This window comes from Kitasatospora sp. NPDC059462 (assembly GCF_042749955.1).
Taxonomy (GTDB): domain Bacteria; phylum Actinomycetota; class Actinomycetes; order Streptomycetales; family Streptomycetaceae; genus Kitasatospora.
The window spans coordinates 1-23,730 of record NZ_JBHYUU010000072.1; the positions used below are offsets into that span (position 1 = coordinate 1).

Annotated in this window: 19 protein-coding genes; 8 read left to right on the forward strand and 11 right to left on the reverse strand. The window is 68.6% G+C overall.

What is annotated here, in order from left to right:
* The first annotated feature begins 150 nt into the window (after nt 1–150).
* Entirely contained in the window at nt 151–660 is a 510-nt protein-coding gene (locus tag ACFXAM_RS19320) for a toll/interleukin-1 receptor domain-containing protein (protein WP_380292731.1), read from the forward strand.
* A gap of 292 nt (nt 661–952) precedes the next feature.
* On the opposite strand, the gene ACFXAM_RS19325 is transcribed toward ACFXAM_RS19320, so the two are convergent.
* Nucleotides 953–2,395 (reverse strand): toll/interleukin-1 receptor domain-containing protein, encoded by a 1,443-nt coding sequence (locus ACFXAM_RS19325; protein WP_380292733.1) that lies wholly within the window; start codon nt 2,393–2,395, stop codon nt 953–955.
* A 92-nt stretch (nt 2,396–2,487) separates the two neighbouring features.
* Here ACFXAM_RS19325 and ACFXAM_RS19330 point away from each other — a divergent pair, with 92 nt between their 5' ends.
* Nucleotides 2,488–2,931, forward strand: a complete 444-nt coding sequence (locus ACFXAM_RS19330; protein ID WP_380292735.1) for an HIT family protein — start codon at nt 2,488–2,490, stop codon at nt 2,929–2,931.
* 1 nt (nt 2,932) lies between these two features.
* On the opposite strand, the gene ACFXAM_RS19335 is transcribed toward ACFXAM_RS19330, so the two are convergent.
* The 6 genes from ACFXAM_RS19335 to ACFXAM_RS19360 form a co-directional block, all read right to left on the reverse strand.
* Complete coding sequence (locus tag ACFXAM_RS19335; RefSeq protein WP_380292736.1) at nt 2,933–3,388, reverse strand: hypothetical protein; 456 nt, start codon at nt 3,386–3,388, stop codon at nt 2,933–2,935.
* Between the two features lie 519 nt (nt 3,389–3,907).
* Nucleotides 3,908–4,894 (reverse strand): hypothetical protein, encoded by a 987-nt coding sequence (locus ACFXAM_RS19340; RefSeq protein ID WP_380292738.1) that lies wholly within the window; start codon nt 4,892–4,894, stop codon nt 3,908–3,910.
* The gene (locus tag ACFXAM_RS19345) at nt 4,891–9,483 is read right to left on the reverse strand and encodes an AAA domain-containing protein (RefSeq protein ID WP_380292740.1); all 4,593 of its coding nucleotides are present in this window, start codon (nt 9,481–9,483) and stop codon (nt 4,891–4,893) included. Before ACFXAM_RS19345 ends, ACFXAM_RS19340 begins: the two co-directional genes overlap by 4 nt.
* 532 nt (nt 9,484–10,015) lie before the next feature.
* Entirely contained in the window at nt 10,016–11,395 is a 1,380-nt protein-coding gene (locus ACFXAM_RS19350; protein WP_380292742.1) for a hypothetical protein, read from the reverse strand.
* A gap of 633 nt (nt 11,396–12,028) precedes the next feature.
* On the reverse strand, nt 12,029–12,598 hold the full coding sequence (locus ACFXAM_RS19355) for a peptide deformylase (protein WP_380292743.1): 570 nt from the start codon (nt 12,596–12,598) through the stop codon (nt 12,029–12,031).
* Complete coding sequence (locus tag ACFXAM_RS19360) at nt 12,595–13,566, reverse strand: multiprotein-bridging factor 1 family protein (RefSeq protein ID WP_380292745.1); 972 nt, start codon at nt 13,564–13,566, stop codon at nt 12,595–12,597. The genes ACFXAM_RS19355 and ACFXAM_RS19360 overlap by 4 nt, the downstream gene beginning before the upstream one ends.
* Nucleotides 13,567–13,709: 143 nt before the next feature.
* On the opposite strand from ACFXAM_RS19360, the gene ACFXAM_RS19365 reads away from it, so the two are divergent.
* Genes ACFXAM_RS19365 through ACFXAM_RS19380 form a run of 4 tightly spaced genes read left to right on the forward strand, consistent with a single transcriptional unit; the run spans nt 13,710 to nt 17,684 of the window.
* Nucleotides 13,710–14,864, forward strand: coding sequence for a glycosyltransferase family 4 protein (locus tag ACFXAM_RS19365; RefSeq protein ID WP_380292747.1), 1,155 nt, complete (start codon nt 13,710–13,712; stop codon nt 14,862–14,864).
* Nucleotides 14,861–15,565, forward strand: a complete 705-nt coding sequence (locus ACFXAM_RS19370; protein ID WP_380292749.1) for a hypothetical protein — start codon at nt 14,861–14,863, stop codon at nt 15,563–15,565. Before ACFXAM_RS19365 ends, ACFXAM_RS19370 begins: the two co-directional genes overlap by 4 nt.
* On the forward strand, nt 15,562–16,797 hold the full coding sequence (locus ACFXAM_RS19375; RefSeq protein WP_380292751.1) for a hypothetical protein: 1,236 nt from the start codon (nt 15,562–15,564) through the stop codon (nt 16,795–16,797). The genes ACFXAM_RS19370 and ACFXAM_RS19375 overlap by 4 nt, the downstream gene beginning before the upstream one ends.
* Entirely contained in the window at nt 16,794–17,684 is an 891-nt protein-coding gene (locus ACFXAM_RS19380) for a hypothetical protein (RefSeq protein ID WP_380292753.1), read from the forward strand. Before ACFXAM_RS19375 ends, ACFXAM_RS19380 begins: the two co-directional genes overlap by 4 nt.
* Here the strand turns inward: ACFXAM_RS19380 and ACFXAM_RS19385 are convergent.
* Nucleotides 17,642–18,142 (reverse strand): AAA family ATPase, encoded by a 501-nt coding sequence (locus ACFXAM_RS19385; RefSeq protein ID WP_380292755.1) that lies wholly within the window; start codon nt 18,140–18,142, stop codon nt 17,642–17,644. The genes ACFXAM_RS19380 and ACFXAM_RS19385 overlap by 43 nt on opposite strands.
* Nucleotides 18,143–18,243: 101 nt before the next feature.
* Here ACFXAM_RS19385 and ACFXAM_RS19390 point away from each other — a divergent pair, with 101 nt between their 5' ends.
* Nucleotides 18,244–19,161, forward strand: coding sequence for an FkbM family methyltransferase (locus ACFXAM_RS19390; protein WP_380292756.1), 918 nt, complete (start codon nt 18,244–18,246; stop codon nt 19,159–19,161).
* 57 nt (nt 19,162–19,218) lie between these two features.
* Entirely contained in the window at nt 19,219–19,695 is a 477-nt protein-coding gene (locus ACFXAM_RS19395) for an NUDIX domain-containing protein (protein ID WP_380292758.1), read from the forward strand.
* 413 nt (nt 19,696–20,108) lie between these two features.
* Here ACFXAM_RS19395 and ACFXAM_RS19400 read toward each other — a convergent pair whose 3' ends face one another.
* The 3 genes from ACFXAM_RS19400 to ACFXAM_RS19410 all read right to left on the reverse strand — a co-directional run bounded on the left by ACFXAM_RS19400 (nt 20,109) and on the right by ACFXAM_RS19410 (nt 23,672).
* The gene (locus tag ACFXAM_RS19400) at nt 20,109–21,845 is read right to left on the reverse strand and encodes a relaxase/mobilization nuclease domain-containing protein (RefSeq protein ID WP_380292760.1); all 1,737 of its coding nucleotides are present in this window, start codon (nt 21,843–21,845) and stop codon (nt 20,109–20,111) included.
* Complete coding sequence (mobC, locus tag ACFXAM_RS19405; RefSeq protein WP_380292762.1) at nt 21,842–22,498, reverse strand: plasmid mobilization relaxosome protein MobC; 657 nt, start codon at nt 22,496–22,498, stop codon at nt 21,842–21,844. The genes ACFXAM_RS19400 and mobC overlap by 4 nt, the downstream gene beginning before the upstream one ends.
* A 379-nt stretch (nt 22,499–22,877) precedes the next feature.
* The gene (locus tag ACFXAM_RS19410; protein WP_380292764.1) at nt 22,878–23,672 is read right to left on the reverse strand and encodes a DUF2637 domain-containing protein; all 795 of its coding nucleotides are present in this window, start codon (nt 23,670–23,672) and stop codon (nt 22,878–22,880) included.
* Nucleotides 23,673–23,730 lie beyond the last annotated feature (58 nt).

A 23,730-nucleotide genomic window follows, 5' to 3' on the forward strand; every position in this document is an offset into this window, starting at 1 on the left:
CGTCACGTCAAAACGCGCCACGCCCCCGAGTTCTACCAGACACACCAGCCCGCCATCAGGGCCAGGCCAAGATCCGAACCTTGAACAGCTCCTAGCGGCAGCTCCAGTAGCGGCAAGATGCGGGCACCTTGGTCGCCGAGCACCTCTTCCGTGATCTACACGCCTGGCGAGGTGAAGGGTCTGACTCCTGTTCGCGACGCCGCCGTGTTGCGCGCGCGTCAACAGCCCGACCTTCGCGATGTTTTCCTCTGCCACGCGTGGGATGACCGGCGCGGTGCTGCCAAGGAGTTGTGCGATCTGCTGGAAGCAGAAGGCGTGTCGGTCTGGTTCAGCGAGAAGGACATCGCGCTTGGCCTACCGTTCATGCGGGAAATCGACAGGGGATTGGCGAGGTCGCGTACAGGTCTTGTGCTGGTCACCCCTGCGCTACTGACACGCCTCAAGCGCGGTGGCGTCTCTGACAAGGAGCTCTCGGAGCTCCTTGCACGTGACCTGCTGCTCCCTGTCATACACAAGACGACCTACGGCGAACTCCGGGACGTTAGCCCCCTGCTTGCATCCCGAAACGGGTTGGACACGGCTGAGGATTCGATGGCAGTAGTTGCCATCAAGATCGCAGAGCTGGTGGCTGTTGAGGACGACCAGCTCGCGGCGAACTAAGGGCAGGAAGGTCGCCGAGGTCATCCGTCCTGGGCGGGGCGACGTTAGCGGCTGAGGAAGATCGAGAACACTGAGGCACGACGGGTGGAGGCGCTCAGTGTTCTCGCCCCTTGAACCCAGGCCACCCTGGGGCAGTTCTTTACTCCTGCACCAGTCTCTGACCTGATCGCCTCGATGCCTCGCCTAGACGCGCTGAGCAATACCGTGCACACCTGACCCCCGGCGCTGGGGCCGGCTCGCTGACCGCCGAACTGGTGAGCCGACTGCACGGCGAGCGCCCTGGCCCGGACGTTCACGTGGTCGCCAGCCGCGTACGGGACGGCAAACTTAGCGTGTCGACCCGTACCCCTATCAGAGTGAGCCGTCGCACCGCTTCTGTGTGAAACATCCGGCGCTGCCACCTCTGGTAGCGGTAAGCGCACTCCATGGTCGTCCAGGCCAGCCAGAACCCCACAACCCCAGCGACCACGGGCGCCGCGTGCAGCCGCATCCCACCCTCGCCTTGGACGCCGAGGGACAATGTCCAGGCGAGCGTGAGGGCGACGGTGAGCGCCAACCACAGGACGTACCCGCTGAAAGCCCAGGGCTGCGCCTCACGCAGCCATAGCAACCGCCCGCGTTCCGCCGCCCGTCCGTGAGCCGCCACCGCCCCCTCCAGCTCTCCGAGTGCGAAGCGTGCCCGGTCCCGCTGCTCTCGCCGGATCGGTCCGCTCCACTCTTGCGTACGCACGTCGAGCCGAGCGATCTCTCGCCGTACCACCGCCATCAGAGCTGTCGCGGGTACCGCCTCCGGCCACTGCGCCCACCGTTCACGGTCTCTCTTGAGGGAGAGCACGAAGCGGGCTGCCATCGGGCCGACGGCGAGACACATGCCCAGCATCAGCACGACGGCGAAGGCGGGGCTCCGCCCCCACGCCTGGATCACGAGGACCGTCGCGAACAGCAGGAGGAAGACTGGCACGGGGTAGGTCGCCCGCAGGTAGTTCTGCTGCGTCGCGTCCTGCAGGTCGCGTTCCCACGCCTGGATGGGGCGGCGCATTAGGCCGCAGGACAGCAGCACGGCGACCAGGACGAAGCCCATCAGTCCAAGGGACGCCAGGGCCAGCAGCAGGGCGGCCGGGGCGCCGTCCGGTTCTGGGGGTGGCCTTCCGGCCGCCACAGCCCACGGAACGAGGACGCAGAGTGCGATGGCGAGGAGGCCGGTGGCCCAGCCGAGCAGCTGGCCGGGCTGTCGTGGTGGCCGCTCTTCGGAGGGGAACGGCACCCACTCCGGTGCCACCAGGGTCTCCAGCGTGGCGATCAGCTCCTCGACGGCCGCGTCCCAGCCATCTGCGGTAACGCGATGCGCCTGCCGCAGAGAGAGGTCACGGATCGACGCGGGAAGCAGCTCGGGCGACGGCGGCTCCACAGCGTCAAGGAGCAGGGGGATTACGGTCTTCCCAGCGGCGAGCGCCAGCTCGATCTCGTGCCGCACCCAGTCGCCCGCTCGGTCGAGGCATCTCTCGCCCGACGGGGCCCGCGCTTCCAGCCAGCCCTCCGGAATGGTGACGAGCAGAACCTCGCAGTCATGTAATCGGCGTCTGAGGTCATCTGGGTAGCGGCTACCCGGCAGCATCGACGACGTGTCGAGGAAGACCTGCGCGTCGCCGAAGTGACGGCTGAGTCGTTCACGCAGCCGGTGCACCGCATCCGTGGCACGCGGACTCCTGCGGTAGTTGATGAAGACGCCTCCCATGGCGGTGTCACCCCTCCTCATCCGTTCCTTCTGCCAGGGTGGTGGTCGGGGACTGCTTCGAAGAACTCCGAACCACGAAGGCGAGGACGTCCATGCACCCGTGCCCGTTCTGTTCCATCGCAGTCGGCTGCGGCCCGGCTCGGATGATCTTCGAGGACGACCACACTGTGGCGTTCTTCCCGCTGGTCCCGGCGACCCTCGGCCACACGCTTGTGGTGCCCCGGATCCATGCGCCGGACCTCTGGGCCATGTCGCCGACGGAGGCAGAGCAGCTGCTTGCGACCGCGCTCCGCATCGGAGCCGCCTTGCGTGACCACCTCGTCCCTGATGGCATGAATGTCATCCATTCCGCCGGCTCCGCGGCTTCCCAGACGGTGTTCCACGCCCATGTTCATCTCGTTCCACGGTGGCGAGATGATGCCATTGGCCCGCTGTGGCCGGGAGAAGGGGCGGGGGTCCGGGATGTGGCTATGCTCGATGTACTGGCTGATGAGATGGCCGCCCTGCTGCGCCCGCCCGCGCCTCCGAGGGCGTGATTCAGCGGGCCACGAGGACGACCACGAAATGGGCGATCAGCAAGGCACCGTAGAACAGCACCAGCGTCTGAGAGAAGGCGGCCTTTGCCAGCGTCACCCTTGCCAGGTACGGTCCGATGTTCATCGACAGCATTTCCACGGTGCTTTTGGGTGTCCGGGCGTCTTCGTACAGGGCTCGGAAGAGCCGTTCTTGGCGCAGGAAGTACGAGTCGAGGAACCAGAAGCCCAGCAGAGGGACGATTCCGCTCAGCGCGATCTGCCAGCTGAGCCGCCCTGCTGAGAGTGCCAAGATGGCGGCGGTGAGCGTCATCGCCCAGCCCTTGAGCAGGAACGAGTTGTTGCCCAGCCTGGTGACGACGGCCTGGATGAACTCCAGGTGCTTGATCCGGTCGGCGCTCAGTGGAGTGCCACTGGTGGTGGTGGCGGTACTGACGTCCGCTTCGTCGCTGATGCTCACTGACACGGTCCCCCTCCGTCGGGCATGCCCACATCGAGAGACTATCGCGGGGCCGGTGCTCCGGACTCCGTCCCGCCGATGGGAGTTGGGTCTGGCTCCCCGCCCGGCTCCGCGTCCCGTGTGAGGCCCTGGCCGCGCCCTTTGAGCCGGACGAACTCGATGGCGCTTAGGGTCCGGTGATCCGGGGCCCAGTGAGCGCGCACGGGGTGAGACCAAAACTGAGGCTACGAGACGACGAAGGCCCGGGCCGCTGAGCGGTCCGGGCCTTCGTGAAGGCGGAGGGTACGAAATTCGAACTCGTGAGGGGTTGCCCCCAATACGCTTTCCAAATGTTCGTTCGGCTGTCCGGGGGCGGCCGCAGGCGTCCTGACCTGCGCTGGAGTGGCCTGCCAACGAGCTCTGGGCGGTGCTGTACGGGGGTGAATGCAACCAGGGCCGGAGCCCTTGATCGCAGTAGCGGCGGCCTCCTGCCAAAGTGGCATGCCGAGATCACCAGCACGTCCGATTCGGGCCTGCAGGTTATCCAGGCTTCGGCGTCGGCCGTACAGGCCCCGCCCCGGTACGTGGCCGGCCCGGCCGCCCGTCGGCTGGCCCGGAAGGACGTCGGGGTCGGGCGACGGATGCCGGGGTCGGGCGATTCGTCCCAGAGCCGGGAGAAGTCGAGGGGGTCGGTTGGGCGGGTGCGGCCGACGCGGTAGCGGCCAAGTCGTTGAGCGTCGCGTTGACGACCGGCCAACACATGTCGACCGTGTCGCGATTGGGGCCGTGTCCGGTTCGTCGTTCCGCCGCCGGATGTACCAGGTTGCGGTAGTGCCGCACGAGATCCGACGCGAGCTTGGCATCATGCTCGATCCAGCCGTTGTCGTGCGCGAGATCGACAAGATCCTTCAGCCCCAGGTCCTCCGGCCTCTTTCTCGGTGCGCGAACGGCTGCGCGTACCTGGGCGACGTGCACGAGAACCCCCTCCAGAAGACTGCCCAGCATGATCACGGCTGCTGTGTACGCCCCGTGCTCGTAGCACGTATGCGCTTCGTCGAGCCTGGTTTGGACTGCCGCCGCCAGCGCCGGGTCTCCGATCACCTGTGAAACGGAGACCTGCAGTTCGACCCTGGGCATCCGCACCGACTCCTCGGTGCTGGCCTCCACTGGTACGAGGATCGGCTGTCCCTCCGCGTAGCCGATTCGCCATCCTTCCAGGGCCAGAACCTCGTCGAGTCGGGAGACAGTGGCCTTGTACTCACGCAGTTGGCCAACGTACTCACGCCGGTCGGCGAGTCGCAGCACTGCCTTCAGGGCATCGCCATCGCCCTCCTCCTGGCGCTCGCGAAGCAGTCCGAGCGTCCATTGGTGCCGCGATGAGCCATCGGGGTCGGGGACGTCCTCCCACTTCGCGCGTCGCAGGAACTCGGCAATCTCGTAGCCCCTGCGGTACAGCAGTGGTGAATCGTCGCCACAGATCAAATAGGCGATCTCGATGAGGACGCTCTCGTCGAACGACTGGCTCATGTCAGGTCTCCTTGGGCGTCATCGGCGGGCAGATCCTCGTCATCGGTCGTTTCGTTATCAACGTCCGCTTCCTGCGTCTCGTCGTACAAGGCGACTGGGTTCCAGGCACTTGCCCCGTCGGAGGCAAACTGTTCGAATTCGGCCGCGCCCGGGTGGATGCCGAGCGCTGTGAGCTTGCGCCAGAGGGGTGCGAGAGCCTGGTCGGGTGCCAGAGCGAACTCGCTGCTGCGTACTCGCCAGAAGGTCCATCCCGCGCGCCGCAGATCCCGCTCTCGCTCATAGTCCTCTTGGCGCTTCTTGCTGGTGGCGTGGTGGGGGCTACCGTCACACTCCACGGCCAGTCGCGAGTTCTCCCCGACCACGACCAGGTCGATGAACTTGCCAGCGACCTCCCACTGCGGAACGACGTGGTACCCACGCCGCCTGATCTCCAAGAAGACCCTCTGCTCAAACAAAGAGTCGAACGGATCGCACTTCTCATCAGGAGTGACCATCGCCAGGGCCGGCGGTGCGGGGTGCAGGGCCGGCGGGTTCTGCATGTAGGTGAGCAGGGAGTGCCGCAGATCCTTGCTGCTCAGCTGATCGGGGGTCACAGAGGTGAAGAGCCACATCTGATCACGGCCGCGGCTCGCCGCGACGTTGAAGCGCCTGCCGTCGTTCAAGCCGGTCAACGCCCGGGCGTGGTCGCCGTCCACCACCATGGAGAGCAGGATCACGTCCCGCTCGTCCCCCTGGAACTGCTCGGCCGTCCCGACTCGGATGTTGTGCCGCTCACCGGCCTCAGGGCCGATCTCCGTGTCGATCAAGTCCTCCAACAACCGCGTCTGCGCACCGGACCGCAGGACGATGACGCCGATACTCCGGCCCGCGTACACAGGGTCGCCGATCAGCTCCCGCAGTTTGCCGACCAGGCGCTCCGCCTCGGGCCGGTTGACGAGGCGCTCACGCGTCCCCTCGCAGTAGCCCTCGCGCACATGGACGACCTCCAGGGGCCTCAGGCGGTCGGCACCGTACTGGCGCAAGGGGACCAACTCGTTGTCAGGGTAGAACTGCCGCGAGGACCATTTGATGATCTCCGGCATGCAACGGAAGTGTTCGGTCAACCGGATGACCTCGGGAAAACGGGCGGACAGCAGCTCGTAGAGGTTTGACTTCGGGCTGAAGCCGTCCCGCTGCCAGTCAGCGAAGCCGGCCAGCCGTTCATCGACCTTCTGGTTGATCTTGTCGTGCTTGTCGCCGGTATAGAACGGTGCGCACTGCTTGTCGTCGCCAACAACGATCACCCGGGGCGCGAGCCACAGCAGCAGCAGCCCGGACAGGCCGACCTGGCTTGCTTCATCGACGATGACGACGTCGAACGCGTCGGGTTCCGGGTCTAGCATCTCGACGACCTGCCGCAGCGGCATGACCCACGCGGGTACCGCTCCCCGCGCGTCGCGCATCGCGGACCGGGCCGCGGCCAGATGCCGCTTCCCCTGTGCCGACGTACCGCGCCCGGCATGCGACATCGCCGTCGCGTAGGCGCTCAGTGCCTGCTTCTGCCTCGTGGTCATCCGCCTGAGGCAGTACAGCAGCGCCCGGTCCGCGGCGAGCTGTTCCTTGACACTCTCGAGTTGCGCCTCGACCTCTGCGAGCTCGCGTTCGAGCTTTGGTTCTCGCCCTGGAGACAACTGGTGATCCATGAAGCGCTTGGACAACTGCCACGACCACGCCCGGTCAAGGGCGGCGAACCGGCCCTGCCAGTGCGGGGCCGTGGGCGACGCGGCGAACTCGCGGCCGAGTTCGGGCAGTCCTTCCCGCAGCTGCGCGAGCAGCTCGTCCGCCTGCCTGCGGTCGGTTTCCCGCAGGTAGGCAGCAGCCACGGCGTCGATCGCCCCGGCATACGCAGCGGCGTCACGGTTCGACGCCGCGCGGTGGACCTCGGTCAACTCGGGTACATCGGCGCTGTTCGGGTCGGGAAGCGACTCGATCAGAGAAGCCAGTTCGTGCTCCGCCAGCCTGGCCGACAGCACCAACCGCGCGCGCCCGGCCGTCTCGCGCACGTCGTTCCACTGCTGCGGAGAGCGCACCATGAGCCCCTTCACCCCGGCCTGCACCAGAGCGTCGTGTACGGCCCGCGCCGCCGCGGTGAACGCGTCCACCGCCTGCAACAGTGTGTAGCGGTCCAGCAACTCGGACAGCACCGCCTCGGAGTCGCCCTCGGCTTTGGGAGCGCGGAACGCCTTCCACCGTTCCTGCAGCTGCCGAGCGCACTCCCGCAGTTCGAGGTGCACGACCACGGCCTCTACCTCTTCTGCCGTCCGCGGGACACGGCCGTCGACCCGGCAGTTCTCCAGCAGGGGACGAGCCTGCTTGTGGAAGGACTTCTTCAGCGCCCATCTGCTCGGCTGGCCGTTTGTCCTCAGATACTGCGCGAACTCGCGGGCAGCCGCCTTCTGGTGCGGCTCTTCGGTCTGCGATACCTGCGGCAGCACGACGTCCGTCAGAGGCATGCCGAGCAGTTGGTCACGTACCTCTGCAGCACGGGTGGAGTGGCGGCGAACCCCTTCCCACAGCTGCTGACGCTTGTCGGTCATACCGTCAATCAGCGCGGTGGTCTGCCAGTGGTCCGGTGACCACGTCGCCGGATCGGCTAGCAGTCCCTCCTGCTGGAGCGCCCGTTCAGCGGTGTCGAGGAGTCCGATAACGGTGTCGATCAGTCCCTCTCCTCGATCCGCCATCGTCAGCGCCGCTTCCGAGGGTGCGCTGCCTGACACCTCCAGAGCGGCGTGCAGGCTTCGCACGAGTTCCTCGAACCGCGCCGGAGCAGGCAGGGATTCGGGAGGAGGACACAGGAAGGAACGCGAAGTGAGCACCTCGAACCCGTGGCGCTCCACGAGCCCGAGGAGACGTTGGGCTTCTTCGGCCGTGATCGGAGGACGAGCGGGCGCGGCTGCTGGCAGTTCGGGAAGCCACTCGTAGGACGCCGCCCGCTCGGAGACCAGTTCGACGATCTCTGCGAGCCGCCCGGAATATCCCGGCGCTACTGCGGATTCGAGATGTTCAACCCACTCGGCCTCCCGCAGGACACGCAGGTCCTCGCGCAGGGCGGCCTGCAGTTTCTCCAGGTCTGACCGGTCCTGCTGGTGCTCCTCGATGCTCTCGATGAGTCGGTCAGTTGTCACCGAGGCGCTGAGATGGGATAGGGATCGGACGGACTGTCCGAGTTCATCACCACCTTCGTACCTGAAGTCACCCTGTAGCGCACAAAGGTGACGCAGTTTCTGGGGAATCTTGTCACGCAGGACCTTCAGTGCCTGTGCCTTCTCGCTGGTCACCAGAACCCGCTTGCCGTCGGCCAGTAGCGCTGAAATCAGGTTGGCGATGGTGTGGGTCTTGCCGGTTCCGGGAGGCCCTTGGACCACGACACCGGTGTCCTTCTGCAACCTGCTCAGCACTTCGTGCTGTGCTCGGTTGACCGGGAGCGGGAACAGCGGGTCCGGCCCGAGTGCGGGTTCGAAGCGGCCCGCTGCTTCGGCCGCCCAGTCTGTCCGATCTTCGGGCTCGATCTGGAACAGCAACTGCGCCAGGCCGAGTGGACTCACGGCTCCGGGCTGGGCCAAACTGCGGGCGATGCCGTCGTAGAACGTGACCAGAGCCCCCTGGCCACGTTCGCGCAGAACGATCGCCGGCGTGAACGAGACACTGGGCTCAGCGGGGTAGGTCTCGTCCGGGCGGTTCCAGGAATCGTCGAAGCGGGCCGCCTGCTCCATGCCGAAGGCCCGCTCGCACCAGGAGCGCAGCACTTCCACGGCATCCGTGGAGAGTGGGTGGAAGGCGTCTTCCTCGACCCGGGATCGCAGCGCGTTCAGCAACTGCGCGGTGTAGCCGTGGGTCTCGTCCAGGAAGTCCCCGTCCTCAAGCCTCGGGCTGTCACCGTCCGACAGCGAGACAGTGATGTGCACCGTCGCCGGATCCACTGCCAGCACCAAGGGGACCGTCAGAACATGCCTGTGCACCCGCTCTTTCCTGCTCCCGCGGTCCAAGGCCAACAGTCCGGTGCTCAGGACTGCCTCGAAGGCCTCTCCCTCCCGCTGGATCTGGGTTGCCATGCGGTAGAGGTGGCGGTGCAGCTGCCGGTATGGCTCTTTCGCTTGCTCGCGCTGTGCCCAGCGCTTCCACTCGGGGAGCCAGCGGCTGTAGGCGTTCAGCACATCCAGGGCGTCTTCCCTGGCGATCTCATCGATCTCGTAGGTGGTGCCGTCCTCGTCCTCCGCATAGCCGCGACCGGGCCCGACATCCGCCAGAAGCGGGTCCCCCGTTGTGGCGGAGGCCGCGGCCTGTGGCTCGATCCAGCCTTGCAGCACGTCGGGAACCGCCGGCGCGGGCCGCACCGGGTAGTGCTTGACCTTGAACAGCACCCCGCTGGTTGCCAGCTTCGCGGGAACAAGATCGTCAGGGCATTCGGTAAGCCAGATCACCTGTTTGTATTTCGAACAGTCGCGCACCGGCTTATAGGAACTGCGAACGAACTCCCGCAGGAACTCGACCAGGTCGCGTGTGCGCCTGACAATCTGCGGATCATCCGCGCGCAGCACTGGCTGCTTCAAGGCCTACCCCTCCAACTGTCGCCGGTAGAAAGCCTTTTAGGATCCGTGGAAGCTGTTCATGGGGCAAACGTCGCAGGTTGTCAGCACAGGGATCCAGCCATGATCGCCATGGTGGATCCATCAGGTAAACGGGCTGGCCTCACCTTCGATAGCTTCCTGGCTGCGCTCGGGAACTTGGGGAAACGCTCGCTGGTTCAAGCGCCGATCTGCCGGTTCGAGCGGTATCCAACTCACCCTTGTTGTCTGAATATCACCCGAGGAGGACTCCTGCCGTCAGAAAGCACACAGTCACAGCGTTCGCCTTGGGATCCAGTGCCTCCTAGCTGGCAGCCGGAGACGACCGAAGGTGTGTTCGCAGGCCGACGCCGGTGTCCCGGCCGGACGGCCGGCGGCCGCCTCCTCTGGGAAACCCTTGGCGGAGGTTGCGGACTGCGGACACGGCCTGATCTCCTGGTTGGAGGGCAGCCACCGGCCCAGGACGGAGCTCGCTCGGGACCAGTCCGGGAACCTTGGTGTCCTGTCGGATTCGGTACTACGGGCGTCGACCACGTGGCCAGGCGTTGACCGCTTCCTCGGGTGGATGCCGCTGTAGCCATTTGCGTGCGGCCTCGTCGCCGAAGCCGTGTGACCGGAGGACTTCAAGGGCGACTGTTCGTACTTCTCGCGCCTTGTCTGCGAGGTTCAGGTGGGTCTTCATGCGCGCCACCACGTCGTCGTAGTCGTACTCGTAACGGCCGTTGACCTTTTGAGCGAACAGCGGCAGAAGCTTGTAATAGCGACGTTCGCTGATGCCGACTTGTGTCCACGGGTACCGGTCCGGCGCCTCGCTCTTCCGGTATTGCATAACCGCGATGCTTGCCTTCCGGCGCACATACCGACGAGTCGCCTCCGCGCCCCGGGCCGGATCGAATCCGGGGCGGATCACCTGTTCGAGGAGCGTCGCGGCCGCAGAAGATCTGTCTGGGGCACGGGTCTCACGCTGGATGCGATCGACCTGCTGCGGGTACGCCATCGCGACGGCGTTCGCCAGCGCCGGATCGTCGCTCCTGATGTAGCCGTGCCAGTAGCCCTTCAAGAGCACCTGGCACGCGATCTCGTAAGCGGTCGAGGCTGGGTCGAGGGTGATGGTCGGTATGCCGTGGCCGTGGATAGCCTTCGCAAGCATCCTCCACGGGCGATCGATAGGACGCTGAACCTGTTCGGTCCAGATGCGTGCTGTGAATGCCCAGTTTGCGGGGTGCCGGGTCATTGGGGCCACGACGAGGATGGCCTCGGCGGCTGCAAGCGGCGGGATCTGTTCGCTGGCATTGGCGTCGTTCAGCAGCAGTTCGTAGAGCCGTCCCTCGTCCTCGGTCTCGCTCGTCACCCAAACGAGACGCCGGGCGATTTGGATCCACCATCCGTTGACATCGACCCCGAGGATCGGGACGTGAAATCGGACGGCGGGGTCCATGATGCGGCGAAAGAGATCTACTCGCTGCTTGTGGTCGACAGATGTGCCCAGCCAATGGAGGACATACTCCGCCGACAGACGCCCCGTCCGCGATGCTTCGGCGGCGAGTTGGCCAGCAATCCAGAGTGCGTCGGCCGCCTGTGCGGCACTGGGGACAGGGCTGACCAGGGGCGAGACCTGCAGGACATTCGCAATCTCGCCGTTCACTGGGTCGGGGACCTCCCACGCACGTGCCCCTGGTTCCATTGAGCCGACCCGCATGTCTGGAATGTCCACGAATGGCAAGCCGTTGGGCACGATGACGGAGGCCGCCCGGCGCAGCGGCCGGAAGCTACGGCCCGAGAGAACATCAATTTCGTGGCCGGTCCGTACGAGAATGTCCGTCAGTGCCTGGCGGTCTGGACTACCGCCGACAAGCTTCATGACCTCGTCGACAAGGCCCTCAGACCAATGTCCCATACGGGCAGTATATGAGGGCATGGAGAATGTAAACCCCAGTCTCAGGCGGGAGCAATCGCACGAGTGGGTCCGCAACCGCGAGGAGGAAGCTCCCGGGGAGGCGGCTCGCAGGCCCTGTACGAAGGAGGCAGCTCGATGAGCTCACCGCTTCAGCAGCCGGCTGTGTCTCCCTCGCCGTCCCCGTCCGGCCCGAACGGTCGGCGGATGCTGGGCGGGACCGTTCTCGGCGGCGGAGGTGGCATCGGTGCACTCGCCTTTGTGGGCGCCCCGTGGTGGGCGGTGGCCGTGGCCGTCATCTTCACCATCACTGCGGCCTTCGGCATCCTCACCGCGTTGGTGCTTATGCCGTCGGACTCCGAGCACAAACGGGACCTCTGGCTGGCCGCTATGCGGTACCGCGCCCAGCGCTCCCAGCGTACCGAGCAGCACAGGGTGCCCGCCTCGCGGAAGCACCGGAAACGCGCCCCCCAACACAACCGCATCGAGTAGGAACCCGCATGGCAGGCAACTGGGTGCGGCCCGCTGCCTGGCGAGGAGCGCGGGCCGAAGCTGTTTCAGCACAGCTCTGCGCCAGGGGTGCGCTTGGAGGGATCTTGTGGGAGATGAGGCGGGCGCAGCCGAATCCGTGGCCCGCTACTGCTCGTAGGCCCAGGCGCTGCCGGTCTGGCGGTACTGCTCGACGGGGATCGGGTCGATGCCGCTTCGCATCCGTGCCGTGTAGAGCAGGCCGTCGAGGTGGTCGATCTCGTGATGGACCAGGCGGGCGAGTCCCCGCTCGTAGGCGGTGGCCGCGAGCTGACCGTCGAGTGTGGTGGTCTGCACGGTGATCCGGAGCGGCCGGGGGACCATGCCGCGGACGTCGAAGAAGGAGAGGCAGCCTTCGTACTGCTCGTCCGTCTCGTCGGAGCGGTCGGTGATCGTCGGGTTGAGCAGGACGATCGCCGGTGCTCCGGGGTCGGCCGGCTGGACGATGGCGGCGGTCCGGCCGATGCCGATCTGGGGTGCCGCGATGCCCATGCCCTTGGCGAAGGGGTGGACTTGGCCGATGCGCTCCATCGCGGTGAACAGCTTCTCCACGACCTGCTCGGCGGCCTCGCGCTCGGCGGGCAGGTCGAAGGGGCGGGCGGGCTCGGCGAGGATGGGCGCGCCCTCCTGGACGACGCCGAGGTTACGCATCTGCTCGCTGGGCCGCACCTGGATCACCTGAACTCCCCTTGAGTCGTGTCGCGTTCGGGTCGGGCCCGGAACCGCCATTCGAGACGGTACCGGGCGTGGAGGTCCGGTGTGGAGGTGCTCCAGGAGAAGACGCGTATGTCGCCCTCCTCGCGCCGGATCGGGGCGGTCCGCAGCGGTGCCGCTTCGGCAGTCATGGATGTCTCCATGCCCCACACGGCCGGGTCAAGGTCGGCGGGGAAGGCGAGTTCGACTTCGAGGTGTTCGGTGGGCAGGCGAACCGCGCGCTGGAACCAGCGGCCCCACTTCTCCTCGCCGACCGAGTAGGCGTACTCGATCCACACCTCCTCGCCCGGGTAGAGCGGGAAGCGGCCGTGCTCGTTCTCGAAGAGCAGCCATATCTCCTTGAACGCGTCGCGGTCGTGCTTGGCCTGCCAGCGCATCGCCTCCCCGCGGCAGGTCGCGGTGAGCGCGAGTTCGTCCCAGGTCAGCGGGTGTTTGCGGTAGTGGGCGTTGGAGCGTTCGGGCTCGCCGGGGTAGCGGTCGACGCTGATGCGGATCAGGTAGCGGGTGATCGGCTCGCTGCCGGTGTTCCGCAACAGGCGGCGCATCGTGAGCCGGTAGTGGGTGCCGTCGTAGTCCAGGCGGGCTCCGTCGTGGGCCACGACGATCGCCGAGCCCGTCGCGTACGGCTGCTCGGGCCGGCGCGGCGCCGGTGGGGTTGGGGACGGTGCCGCGCGGGACTTGGCGGCCTCGTACTCCAGCCAGCGCCTCCAGATGGCCTTGCCCGCGTTGAGGATCTCCTCGGCGCGGCGGCCGAAGTCCTCGGTCGGCTTGTGCCGACCGGACTCCATGTGGCTCACGTACGACGGGTCGAAGCCCATCTGACGGGCCAGCTCCCGCTTGGGCAGCCCCCGGACCTCACGCCAGTAGGAGACTTCCGCCGCGAACGCCTCTGCGGCCTGCTCGACCGTCGGGGCATCGCCTCGCGCGTCCATCAGTGCCCCCGCCCTGGCTGCTGGATGAGATGAATGAACCGTGAGTGATCTGGATTCATCATTCTGTCACGGTCGCGATCGCCAGTTTCCTTCTTTTGCCAGCCCGGGTCGACCCCCGGGCCCAGAGAGGGAGGGCCCAAGCGATGCGCCTGCTGTACCTGCTCAACGTCTCCAACTCCAGTCAGCTGACCGCCGACTCCGGCTACACCTTCGCGGACATGCTGACCCCGGCCCTGGCCGATGCCGGGGTCGAGGTCACCGTGGCCTCGCCGGTCCCGGTCGGCGACGAGCGCGTGCAGTTCGTGCGGACCGCCTCGCCGTCGACCAAGTACCGGGCCCGCTTCAACCCCGGCGTGGGCGCTCTGGTGCGGCTGTTTCGCCGCCACCGGCCCGAAGTGGTGGTGGCCAACCAGATCGAGGCCGCTCCAGCCATCCGGGCGGCGCTTCTGGAAGCCCGGGTGGACGCGTTGATCGCCGGCTACTGCCACTACCTGCCCTTCTCTTTCACCGACACCGGCCAGCTGGAGCTGGACCCCGCGATGGACGACGGCGGGCTTGGTCGCAGCGTGCTCCTGGCTTTCTCCGCCGGCCTCGCGGCCTGCGACCGCGTCCTGGTCCACTCCGGTACGGCCGCCTCGTGGACCGCGGCCGTCGCTACCCGCACAGGTGTCGAACTCGCCGAGAAGCTGCACGTGGTCCCTGCCCCCAGGGACGTGCGCCTGGTGCGCGAGCCGGCCGACTTCACCGCCCCCGTGGGCGCCGCTGTCGGCATCTACAACCACCGCCTGTACGCCCACTACGGCACCGCCCGTTTCACTCAGCTCGCCCGCCACCTCGTCGCCAAGGCCCCAGTACGGGTCACCGTGATGGACCTGTTCGGCACCCGCAGTGCCGAGCGCGTCCGCCTGGACCCCAGCCCCGAGCGGCACCTGGAGGAACTCGCTGCCGTGGACGGCGTCGACATCGCCTCCGACCGCGGTGACCGCATCCGCTACCGCAACCTGCTCGCCGGAGCCCACTTCGGTATCGCGCCCTTCCGGCCCGGCTGCCCCTGGTCCATGTCGGTGATCGACTGCCAGGCGATGGGCCTGCCCGTGATCGGCCCACGCACCGGCTGGCTGGCCGAGCACCTCGACCCCGAGCTGCTCTTCGACGACGACGACCAGGCCGTCCGGATCGCCGAGCGCCTCGCCACCGACCCCGAGTTCTACCTGCTGCAGGCCGAGCGTGCGTACGTCTCCACCACCGACCTCACGCCCGACGCGGTCGCCGCCCGCTACCTGGAGGCGATCAAGTGACCGGCTTCGACGCGGTACAGCTCTCCTACGACGAGCCGCTGGCCGACTCCCTGCACACCCGCCTGGCCCGAGTACTGGGCGGCAGCGTCAAGCGCCTGCACGGGGTGCGCGGGATGCGCCGCGCCTACCGTCTCACCGCCGAGCTGGTCGACACCGACCAGTTCTTCCTCGCCGACGGCGACTTCGCGATCGACCCCGAGTTCCTCACCAGCTCGGTGGAGCCGCTGGCCGCGGGGGTGTCGATGCGGGTCTGGCGGGCCGTGAACCCGGTCAACGGCCTGACCTACGGCTACGGCGGACTCAAGCTCATCCGCACCAGCGCGCTGCGGGAGATGGGCCAAGCCGTCGACGTGCTCGCCGCGCTGCCCGGCCGGGTCGAGTTCAGCCGACACACGGCCGGGATCACGCTCTTCAACCAGACCCCGTTCCACGCCTGGAAGGCGGGTTTCCGCGAGTGCGCGATGCTCGCGCGCGGCAGTGAGTACGGCATGACCGATGCCTCCGCCCAGGAGCGCATCGACGCCTGGAAGGCCGGCAAGAACGGCGACTTCGCCGACTACGCGTCCGCTGGCGCCCGCGACGGGATCGAGTTCGCCCATGCCGCGGCCCGCGACCCCGAGCGCTTCGAGGCGCTCAACGACCCGTCGTGGCTGCACCGGCACTTCATCACGCTGCACGGCGAACAGGCGGTCGCCGGATGAGCAACCGCCCCGGCCCGCTGGTCCTGATCGAGCCGAACGCCCATCGAGGCGGCGGGCACCACCAGCGCACACTGGCCGCGCTTGCCGCCGCTCGCCCGGGTGCCGTGGTCATCACCCCGGAGGGGATCGCCGACGGGCCCGGTGCGCTGTTGCGATCCGGGGCCTGCATCACAGCTGGACCGGTGGGTACGGCGGCGAAGGCCCTGATGGCCGGAGCCCGCGCGGCGGAACGCGTTTCAACCACTGGCAAGCGGGCCTTCCGCTCACGGCGCTGGCCGTTGCCGCTCCGCCGGCTGCCGCACCAGGTCACTCTGATCGCCCGCTGCCTGACCGAAGCCGGATGCCTTCGTACCGCCCGCCGCCTCGCCCCTCAGCCAGCGGCCGTGGTGATCCTCAGCGCGAGCGAGGCCCTGCACAGCGCTGCAGCCCTGCTCGGCGGTACCCCACACCTGCGGTTCCTCCACGAGCTGGTCACCACCGAAGACTCGCCGGTCCGTCTGCTGGGTCGGCTCGCCCGGCGGAGCGAGAAGCACGTGGTCGCCCTCTATCCGACCACCGCCGTCCGCGACCGGCTCTCCCCGGTCTTCCCCCACCTCCCGGGCCGGGTGCGGGCGTTCGCGGTCGACGACGGTCGGCCCCTCACCGCCGCCGAGCGCGACGGTGCCCGCGCCGCCTTCACCATCCCCGCCTCGGCGACGGCGGTCTGCCTGATCGGCGGCTGGTGGCCCTACAAGGACATCGCCACCATCGATGCCGCCCTGGCCCGCCTCACCAAGCCGCTACACGTCCTGGTCTGCGGCACTCCGCTGGACGACGCGGTACTCGCACGCTGGAACCGCCTGCCCCGTGTCCGGGTCCACACCGTGCCCGGCCCGGTCGGCGAGGACGTCCTCCGGTTGGTCTATGCCGCTGCCGATGCCGCCGTGGTGGCCCGGTTTCCCGGCACCGGTAAGGAGTCCGGCCTGGTCATGGACGCCGCCCGGCTCGATGTCCCGCTGATCGTCTCCGACCACGACCCGGACCTGACCGAGCGGCTGGTCGGGCAGCCCTGGGCCCAGGTGTTCCCGGCCGGCGACGCGGGTGCCCTGGCCGCCGTGCTGGACGCTCTGGCGGACGGGCCGCCGGAGCGGCCGGGGTCGAAGGCGCCCACGGCGCTGGACATGCTGCCGGCAGCCGAACAGGCCGCCTATCTCATCGACACCTACACCGACCTGATCAAGGAGTACCGATGACGCCCGTCACCCCCGCGCTGGTCGCCGTGATCGGCCCGGTCGAACCGGCCCTGCTGACCGCCTGGACCGCCCACTACCGCCGGCTCGGCATCGAGCGCTTCCACCTCGCCTTCCACTTCGCCGAGCACGTCCCCGACGCTTGGCGTCGCCAGCTGCTGGGCACCGCCCGGGAACTCGACCTGCCCACCGGCCAGGTCAGTACCGGGCCGTGGCACGAGCACACCAACACCGAACTGCGCGACGCTCTGCGTCAGCAGGCCGGCCCCGGCTGGCACCTGCTCGCCGACTCGGACGAGTTCCACGCCTACCCGGCTTCGCTCGGCGAGGTTACGACGGCGGCCGAGGAGAGCGGCCGGGCGGTGGTCGGCGGGCTGATGCTCGACCGGGTCACCTCCGACGGCCGGCTCGCCCTCTGGCGCCCCGAGATCGGGCTCGACCGCGCCTTTCCGCTCGGCGGCCACCTCACCCACCACCTCCTGCGCGGAGACCCCCGCAAGATCGTCCTTGCCCTCTCGGACGTCGCCGTCGCCTCCGGCAACCACCGAGCCCCCGGCCGCAAGCCCGACCCCCACGCACTCGCGTGCGTCCATCACTTCAAGTGGCGCTCCGGCGTCCTGGGCGACCTGCGGCGCCGTGTCGAGAGCTTCACCTCCGGAGCTTGGACCGAGGAGAGCCCCGCCGTCCGCAGCGAGGCATCGTGCCTCCTGCGGCACGTCGACCGTCACCACGGGCGCATCGACGTCTCCGACCCCCGCCTCGGCTTCCGCCACGTCACCCTCGACCGGTTGCCCGACGGCTGGGCCGCCGAAGCCGCCCGGATCGCCACCACCTGGCGCCCGCCCCGTCAGGACCGGCCCGGCTCCACGATCTCCTCGCCCTCTCCGTGAGGAGCCTCGAAGCGAGCGAAGAAGTCGTCCAGCGCCTCCGGCGTCACAATCAGCGCGTTCGCGTCCCCCCGCTGGTTGCGCTCGGCCAGCCTGCGAAGCAGCTCGTCGCGTTCCACAGGGAAGTACAGCAGCCGCCACCGCCCGCCGGCCGACTCCACCAGCTCCTTGATCGCGTCACGGTCCTTGCGCGTCCACAGCCCCTGGTCCCACACCACGTCCCGGCCCGCGGCGATCCGCTCGGCCAGCCGATCGTGCAGCTCGGCGATGACCGGGGCCTCCTTCTCGAAGTAGGTGTCCTCCGGGTAGTCGACGCCGTACCGGCCGTGCCGCTCGTGGACGACCTCGTCCACCGACAGCCGCACCGCCCCGCGCGGCTCCAGCTCTCGTTGGGCAAAGGTGGTCTTCCCCGAGCCTGTGAGCCCCACCAGCAGGTACACGACGGGACCGCTCTCGTTCACTGCCAACTCTCCTCACCACCAAAGGCGTTCACGGGCCAGTCTGCCACCGCGGGTCCGCTCGCGAGCCCGATTGACCTGCCACCGCCCGAAGGAGCCGCTCCGTGTCCGCCTCCCTCCTCGCCCGCGTCCTGCGGGCCTACGTCCGCCACGCACCGACAACTGTGGGCAAGGCACAGCTCGTCGGCCGCTTCCTCGACGAGCACCTGCGAACCCACCCGGTCCACGCCACCATCCGGCTTCTCTCCGGCGACCTGGTGACCGTCGCCACCAGCGACGTCATCCAGCGCTACCAGTACCTCTTCGGCGAGTGGGAGCCGAACCTGAGCGCCTTCCTGCGCGACCGCCTCCGGCCCGGAGACACCTTCATCGATGTCGGAGCCCACCGCGGCGCCTTCAGCCTCCTGGCCTCCGACGCCGTCGGCCCCCACGGTTGCGTCGTCGCCATCGAACCCTCCCCTCGGTTCCACGACGACCTGACCGCAGCCGCCACCGCCAACCACCGCACCAACATCCGGGCCGTTTGCTCCGCCGCCTCCGATGGTCACGGCACACTGACCCTGTACCTGGAGGACCCCGCGAACCTCGGCCACACCACCGCCGTGCGTCCCCGTCACGTTCACATGGCGTTCCAGGCAACTACCGCGCCCCTGGCCGAGCTGGTCAGCCGGACCGAACTCGCCGGCGCCCGCATCATCAAGATCGACGTCGAAGGCGCCGAGGCAGCTGCGATCCGGGGACTGATTCCCGCCCTCCCGCATCTGCGCGAGGACGTGGAACTCGTCGTGGAAGTCACCCCGGGACTCCTGTCGAAGCAGGGTGAGAGCGCCGCCGGCATCATCGATGCCCTGGGCGGGCACGGCTTTCACGCGTACACGCTCACCAACGACTACGACGCGGCCACCTACCCGCAGGCCATGCGTCGACCGCAGCCGCCCGTCCGGTGTGCCGAGACCCCGAAGCGCATGACCGACCTGGTCTTCTCCCGCACCGATGCCGACCGCCTCGCGCTCGGGCGCTGACCAGTGCCCGAGCGTTCCCCTGACATCCTCCGGCACGCTGACAAGGAGTGGATACCCGTGACGAACACCAGCGTGATGAACAGTCGCAACGCGGTGTGCGTGATCGTCCACGACAAGGACAACGACACGATCGCCGCCGTGCTCTACGGAGCCCGGAACTGGTCCCCGCAGCCGTCCTGGACCGTCCCTGGTGGCAAGGCCGAGCCCGGCGAGGCCCTCGACGAGGCCGCGGCCCGAGAACTCAAGGAGGAGACCGGCCTGCTCGTCGACCCGGCCGACCTCATCCTCGTCCACGTCGTCCACGTCGCGCAGGGCTGGGACCAGGCCGGGCACTTCGTCCTCTTCGTCTTCGCCACCGACAGGTGGACCGGCGAACTGACCAACACCGAGCCGGACAAGCACCTGGCCGCCCAGTGGGTCGCCGCGAACCGTCTTCCCGAGCCCGCCTTCCCGACCGCCACGCAGTCCCTGGCCGCCTACTGGGACGGAGGCCCCGCCTTCTCCCGCTTCGGCTGGCAGGCCGCCACGGAGTGACAGGCGGGCACAGGGGCAGTTGCCGCGAACCAGGGATTCCAGCACCGTTCGAGTTGGTCGTGGCCTCGGTTGCACTCGGTAGGCCGGGCGTTCATTTTGTGAACATGGCCACCGTTCAGTGAGTGAACAGCGCGCCTGTTCACTCAGTGAACAGGCGACGGGCTGGCGGTCGTGCTGGTTCGTGCTAGTCCGAAGCAGTGCCGTTCATTTGATGAGCATGGCCACCGTTCACGGGCTGGTCAGCATGCCTGTTCACTCGGCGAACAGCGCCATCATGTCGGGGTGCGAGCCCGTTGGAGGTCAGCTCGGCGCTGTTTTTCTCGGAAAATCCGAGGGGCTCTTCCCGGAAAACCGGGGCGGATTTTCCGGGAAAAGCCTCGCGCCCGGCGGCGGGTTAGTGCCTTCCGGTGTGTTCAGCGGGTGTGGCGGGGCGCTGCTCCGGCGGGTGCGGTGGGTGGTGGTGGAGTCGCGCCGGTGACCGTGGGGCGTGAGGCGAGCGTGGCTGTGGCGGGCGAGCGCAGGCGGGCGGCTTCGGCGGCGGGGTTGGGTGCGGGGTTGCGGCTGGTGTGCTGGATGCGGCCGAGGAGGACCTTGGCGGGGAGTCGGGCGGTGGTGAGTTCGCGACGTGCGGCGGCTTCGGCGATCAGCTCCATCGGTTGGTGTCCGAGAGCCTTGGCGTCGGCCAGGGCGGTGGCGAGGGCGGGCCAGTTGGGGTCGGCGAGGATCCGGGTGGCGTGGTCGGGGACGGCGGCGTGGACGTCGCCGGCGAGGGTGTTGGTGATTTCCGTGGGCGGCTGGCGGTGGGTGAGGGCGGCGTGGTGGTCGGCGGCGGCTTGGTCGTAGGCGGCTTCGAGGTGGCGAACGGTGGTCTGGGCGGCTTGGGCCTGCTGGGCGTGGCCATGGGAGCGGTGCCAGCGTTCGGCGAGGATCGCCGCCCAGGCGAGGGCCGCGATCATGACGGCCAGGGTGCCGCCATCGGGTCCGTCGCCTGCGCGGATGATGTCGCGGACGGCTTGGCGCAGGTCGGCGGCGGCCTGGTGATCGGCGCGGACCTGGGAGCGCTGGGCGCGGGCGAACGCCCGGTTGGCGGCTCGGAGTTCTGCGCGGAGTTCGGCGGGTGCCTGCTGGGCGGTGGCGTTAATGATGTCGCCGAGTGCGGTGATTTGCGCCTGTGCGAGGGCTCCGTCTCCGCTGCCGGTGGTGTCCTCGGCGAGGTGGGCGTGGAGGGTGTCGAGGGCGTCGGTGGTGCGCTGCCAGCTGGTGGTGGGCCGGTTGCGCCGGGCGGTGGGGTGCTCCTCGGGGGTGCTGGTGGCGAGGCGGGCCTGGAGCTTGGGCAGGGAGAGGTCGGGGGCGAGCTTTCCGCCGGGGATGTAGATCTGCTCGCCCTTGGCGTTGGCGTCGCCGGGCCGGCCGACGGCATAGCCCTGGAGATCGCCGGAGGGGAGGCGTCGGATCTTGACCTCGACACCGCCGGCCTGGAGGTAGGCGAGCAGTTCCTCGACGTTGCTGGCGTGGGGGATGGCGTCCCGGATGCGGTCCCGGAGCCAGTCGCGGCTGGTCTGCTGCCAGCCGAGGCGTTCGGCCTTGTGCATCTCGGCCTGGGTGGGGCGGCGCTCGCCGGTGCGGTCGCCGGGCTGGACCTGGTGGAGGCCGAGTTCTTTCTCGATGGCGCGGGCTTCGGCCTGGGCTCGCTTGCCGGAGCCGTGGAGTTTGGGGCGGCGGCCGTCCTCGCGGACGGTGGTGGCGAGGATGTGGATGTGGTCGTCGGCGTGGCGGACGGCGATCCACCGGCAGCCGTGCGGGTCACCGTCAGGGGCGATGCCGGCGGCGTGGACGATGCGGCGGGCGATCTCTCCCCACTCGGCGTCGGAGAGGTAGCGGTCACCGGGGGCTGCGCGGACGGGGCAGTGCCAGACGTGGTCGGTGACCTTCTTGCCGAAGCCGCTGTTGCGCAGGTTGACCGGCTCGTCGAGGATTTGGCCGAGCCGGGTGAGGGTGGCCTCGGGGTCGCGGCCGGGGTCGCGCAGGCCGAGCGGGCTGAAGGAAGCGACGATGTGCGGGTCGGTGTGCTCGTCATGGCGGCCGGGGCCGTAGAGGTAGGCGAGCAGACCGCGGGTGTTGGCGCCGGGGTCCTTGATGGAGGGGATCACGCTGCCTGGCCTCCTTCGTAGGTCGTGGTGGGGGCGAGGAGGGCTTCGGCGATGTCCAGGAGCAGGCTCTCCAGGCGGATCAGCCGCTCGCGGCTGTCGGGCACGAGACGGTCGTCGCGGTGGAGCACGTGGACCATCTGGTTAATGTTGTTGCCGACGGCGTTGATCTCTCGCAGGAGTTCGGCCCGGAACTCCTGGAGGGCGAGGCGGTCGGTGTACAGGGGCAGGTCGACGGTGAACTCGCCCCGGATGAACGCCAGCGTGAGGTCCGCGAGGTATCCGGAGACGGTGTTGCCGTATCCGTGGCGGCCGGCGGCGTCCAGCAGCTCGGCGTACTCGGGTTCGGTGAAGCCGACCGGACCGACCCGCTTCTTGCGGCGCTTCCCGTTGAACTTCCGGATCTTCCCCTGCGGCATCGGCTGGGCGTCTTCGGGAGCGTTGAGCTTCGGGATGTCGAGGGCGGCGGTGTTCGCGTGCAGGAACGTGTCGCGGGCGGCGCGCACGTTCTCGTCGTCGACGGCTGCGGGTGTCTCGGTGCTCGGCTGGTCGGCACGGACACGGGCGACGACGTCGAGCTGAAGGGCGTTGAGCTGGTCCGGGCCGAGGGCCTTTGCCTGGTCCGGCGCGCCCTCGCGCCGGGCCTCATCCGCCACCCCTGGGGCGGATGACCCCAGGCCCGCGCGAAGTGTCGGAGACTGGGTACAACTGGCTCCGCCAGGAGCAGAGTTACCGAATGCGCGACGCCAGAGGCCGGTCAGCCTACCGCCCTTGATGCCCTGCTCGGGAACGGTGCGGGCGGGAGTGCGGTGCGACAGCGGGTCGGCCAAGGAGTCCTCCGGATTTCCTATCGGGGCGGGCGGGTGCAGCCACTGGGTGCGAGCGGCGCGGAGTGCTGGGCGGGGCGTGGACCCGGTTTTGCGGTGCCGGATATCCGGTGCAGAAGTCAGCGCTTCGGGACTTCCGGTGTCCGCGGCGGTGGCATGCGGGGTGCTGCCGCCGGTCACCGATCGCCGCGATGACGCGGCGGGGGCGTCAGGCGGCCGAGGGGCTCACCTGCGCGTCGGCCTGCTCGTCCTTGAAGCGTTGGGTCAGCTTCCCGAGGCGGTCGCTGGCGATCGGCATTCTGGCCTCGCGCAGGGCTGTCCTGATCACGGCCTGCGTGGGGCCGTGCTCTACGACTGCCGGGCGGACGATCTCGGCCAGCTCGTCCATCGATGCGGCGGGCCTGCGTCCTGTGCGCTTGCTCCCTACGACCGGTTCCCGATCGCCGGGCTGGACGTCGTCGTCGGGGGCGGCCTCCAGCCCGTGGTCGAGCGTGTCCTCGTCCGTTTCCGTTGGCGGAGCAGGCTCGGCTGCCGAAGGAGCCGCGGCAGGCTCGAGGTCTTCGGGGAGCGCGGTTTCGGCCGTGGCGGGCTGCGGTTCGGTGGCGACCGTGGTCACCGTGGTGTTGTGGGCGAGGAGGGTGCCGCCGAGGAAGGCGAGGGCGGGCCAGCCGGCGACCAGGATCCGCAGCCAGGTGGGGACGTGGGCGAGGTCGAGGAGCCCGGCGGTGGCGACGTTCGCCCCGAGGGAGGCAGTCAGCGCGATGGCGAACCATGTCCAGGCGGTGCCTGCCGGGCGTCCGGCGGCGCGCAGGGTCCGCATGCGGTGCCAGGCGGCGACCAGCAGCAGGTCCACCGAGACGGGGTAGGCCCAGGCCTTCCAGCCGTGCTGCCCGGCGGCTTCGGCGATGTCGTGGAGGTGGGCGAAGGACAGGGCGCCCGCGATGGCGGCCTGTACGAGGACGGCGTCCGGGCGGGTGAGGCGTATCGGCCTGGTGGCGGTCATGCGGAAGGTCGTCCTCGCGGGTCGAGTTGTGATGGGTTGCGCGATTGCCGGGGGCGTT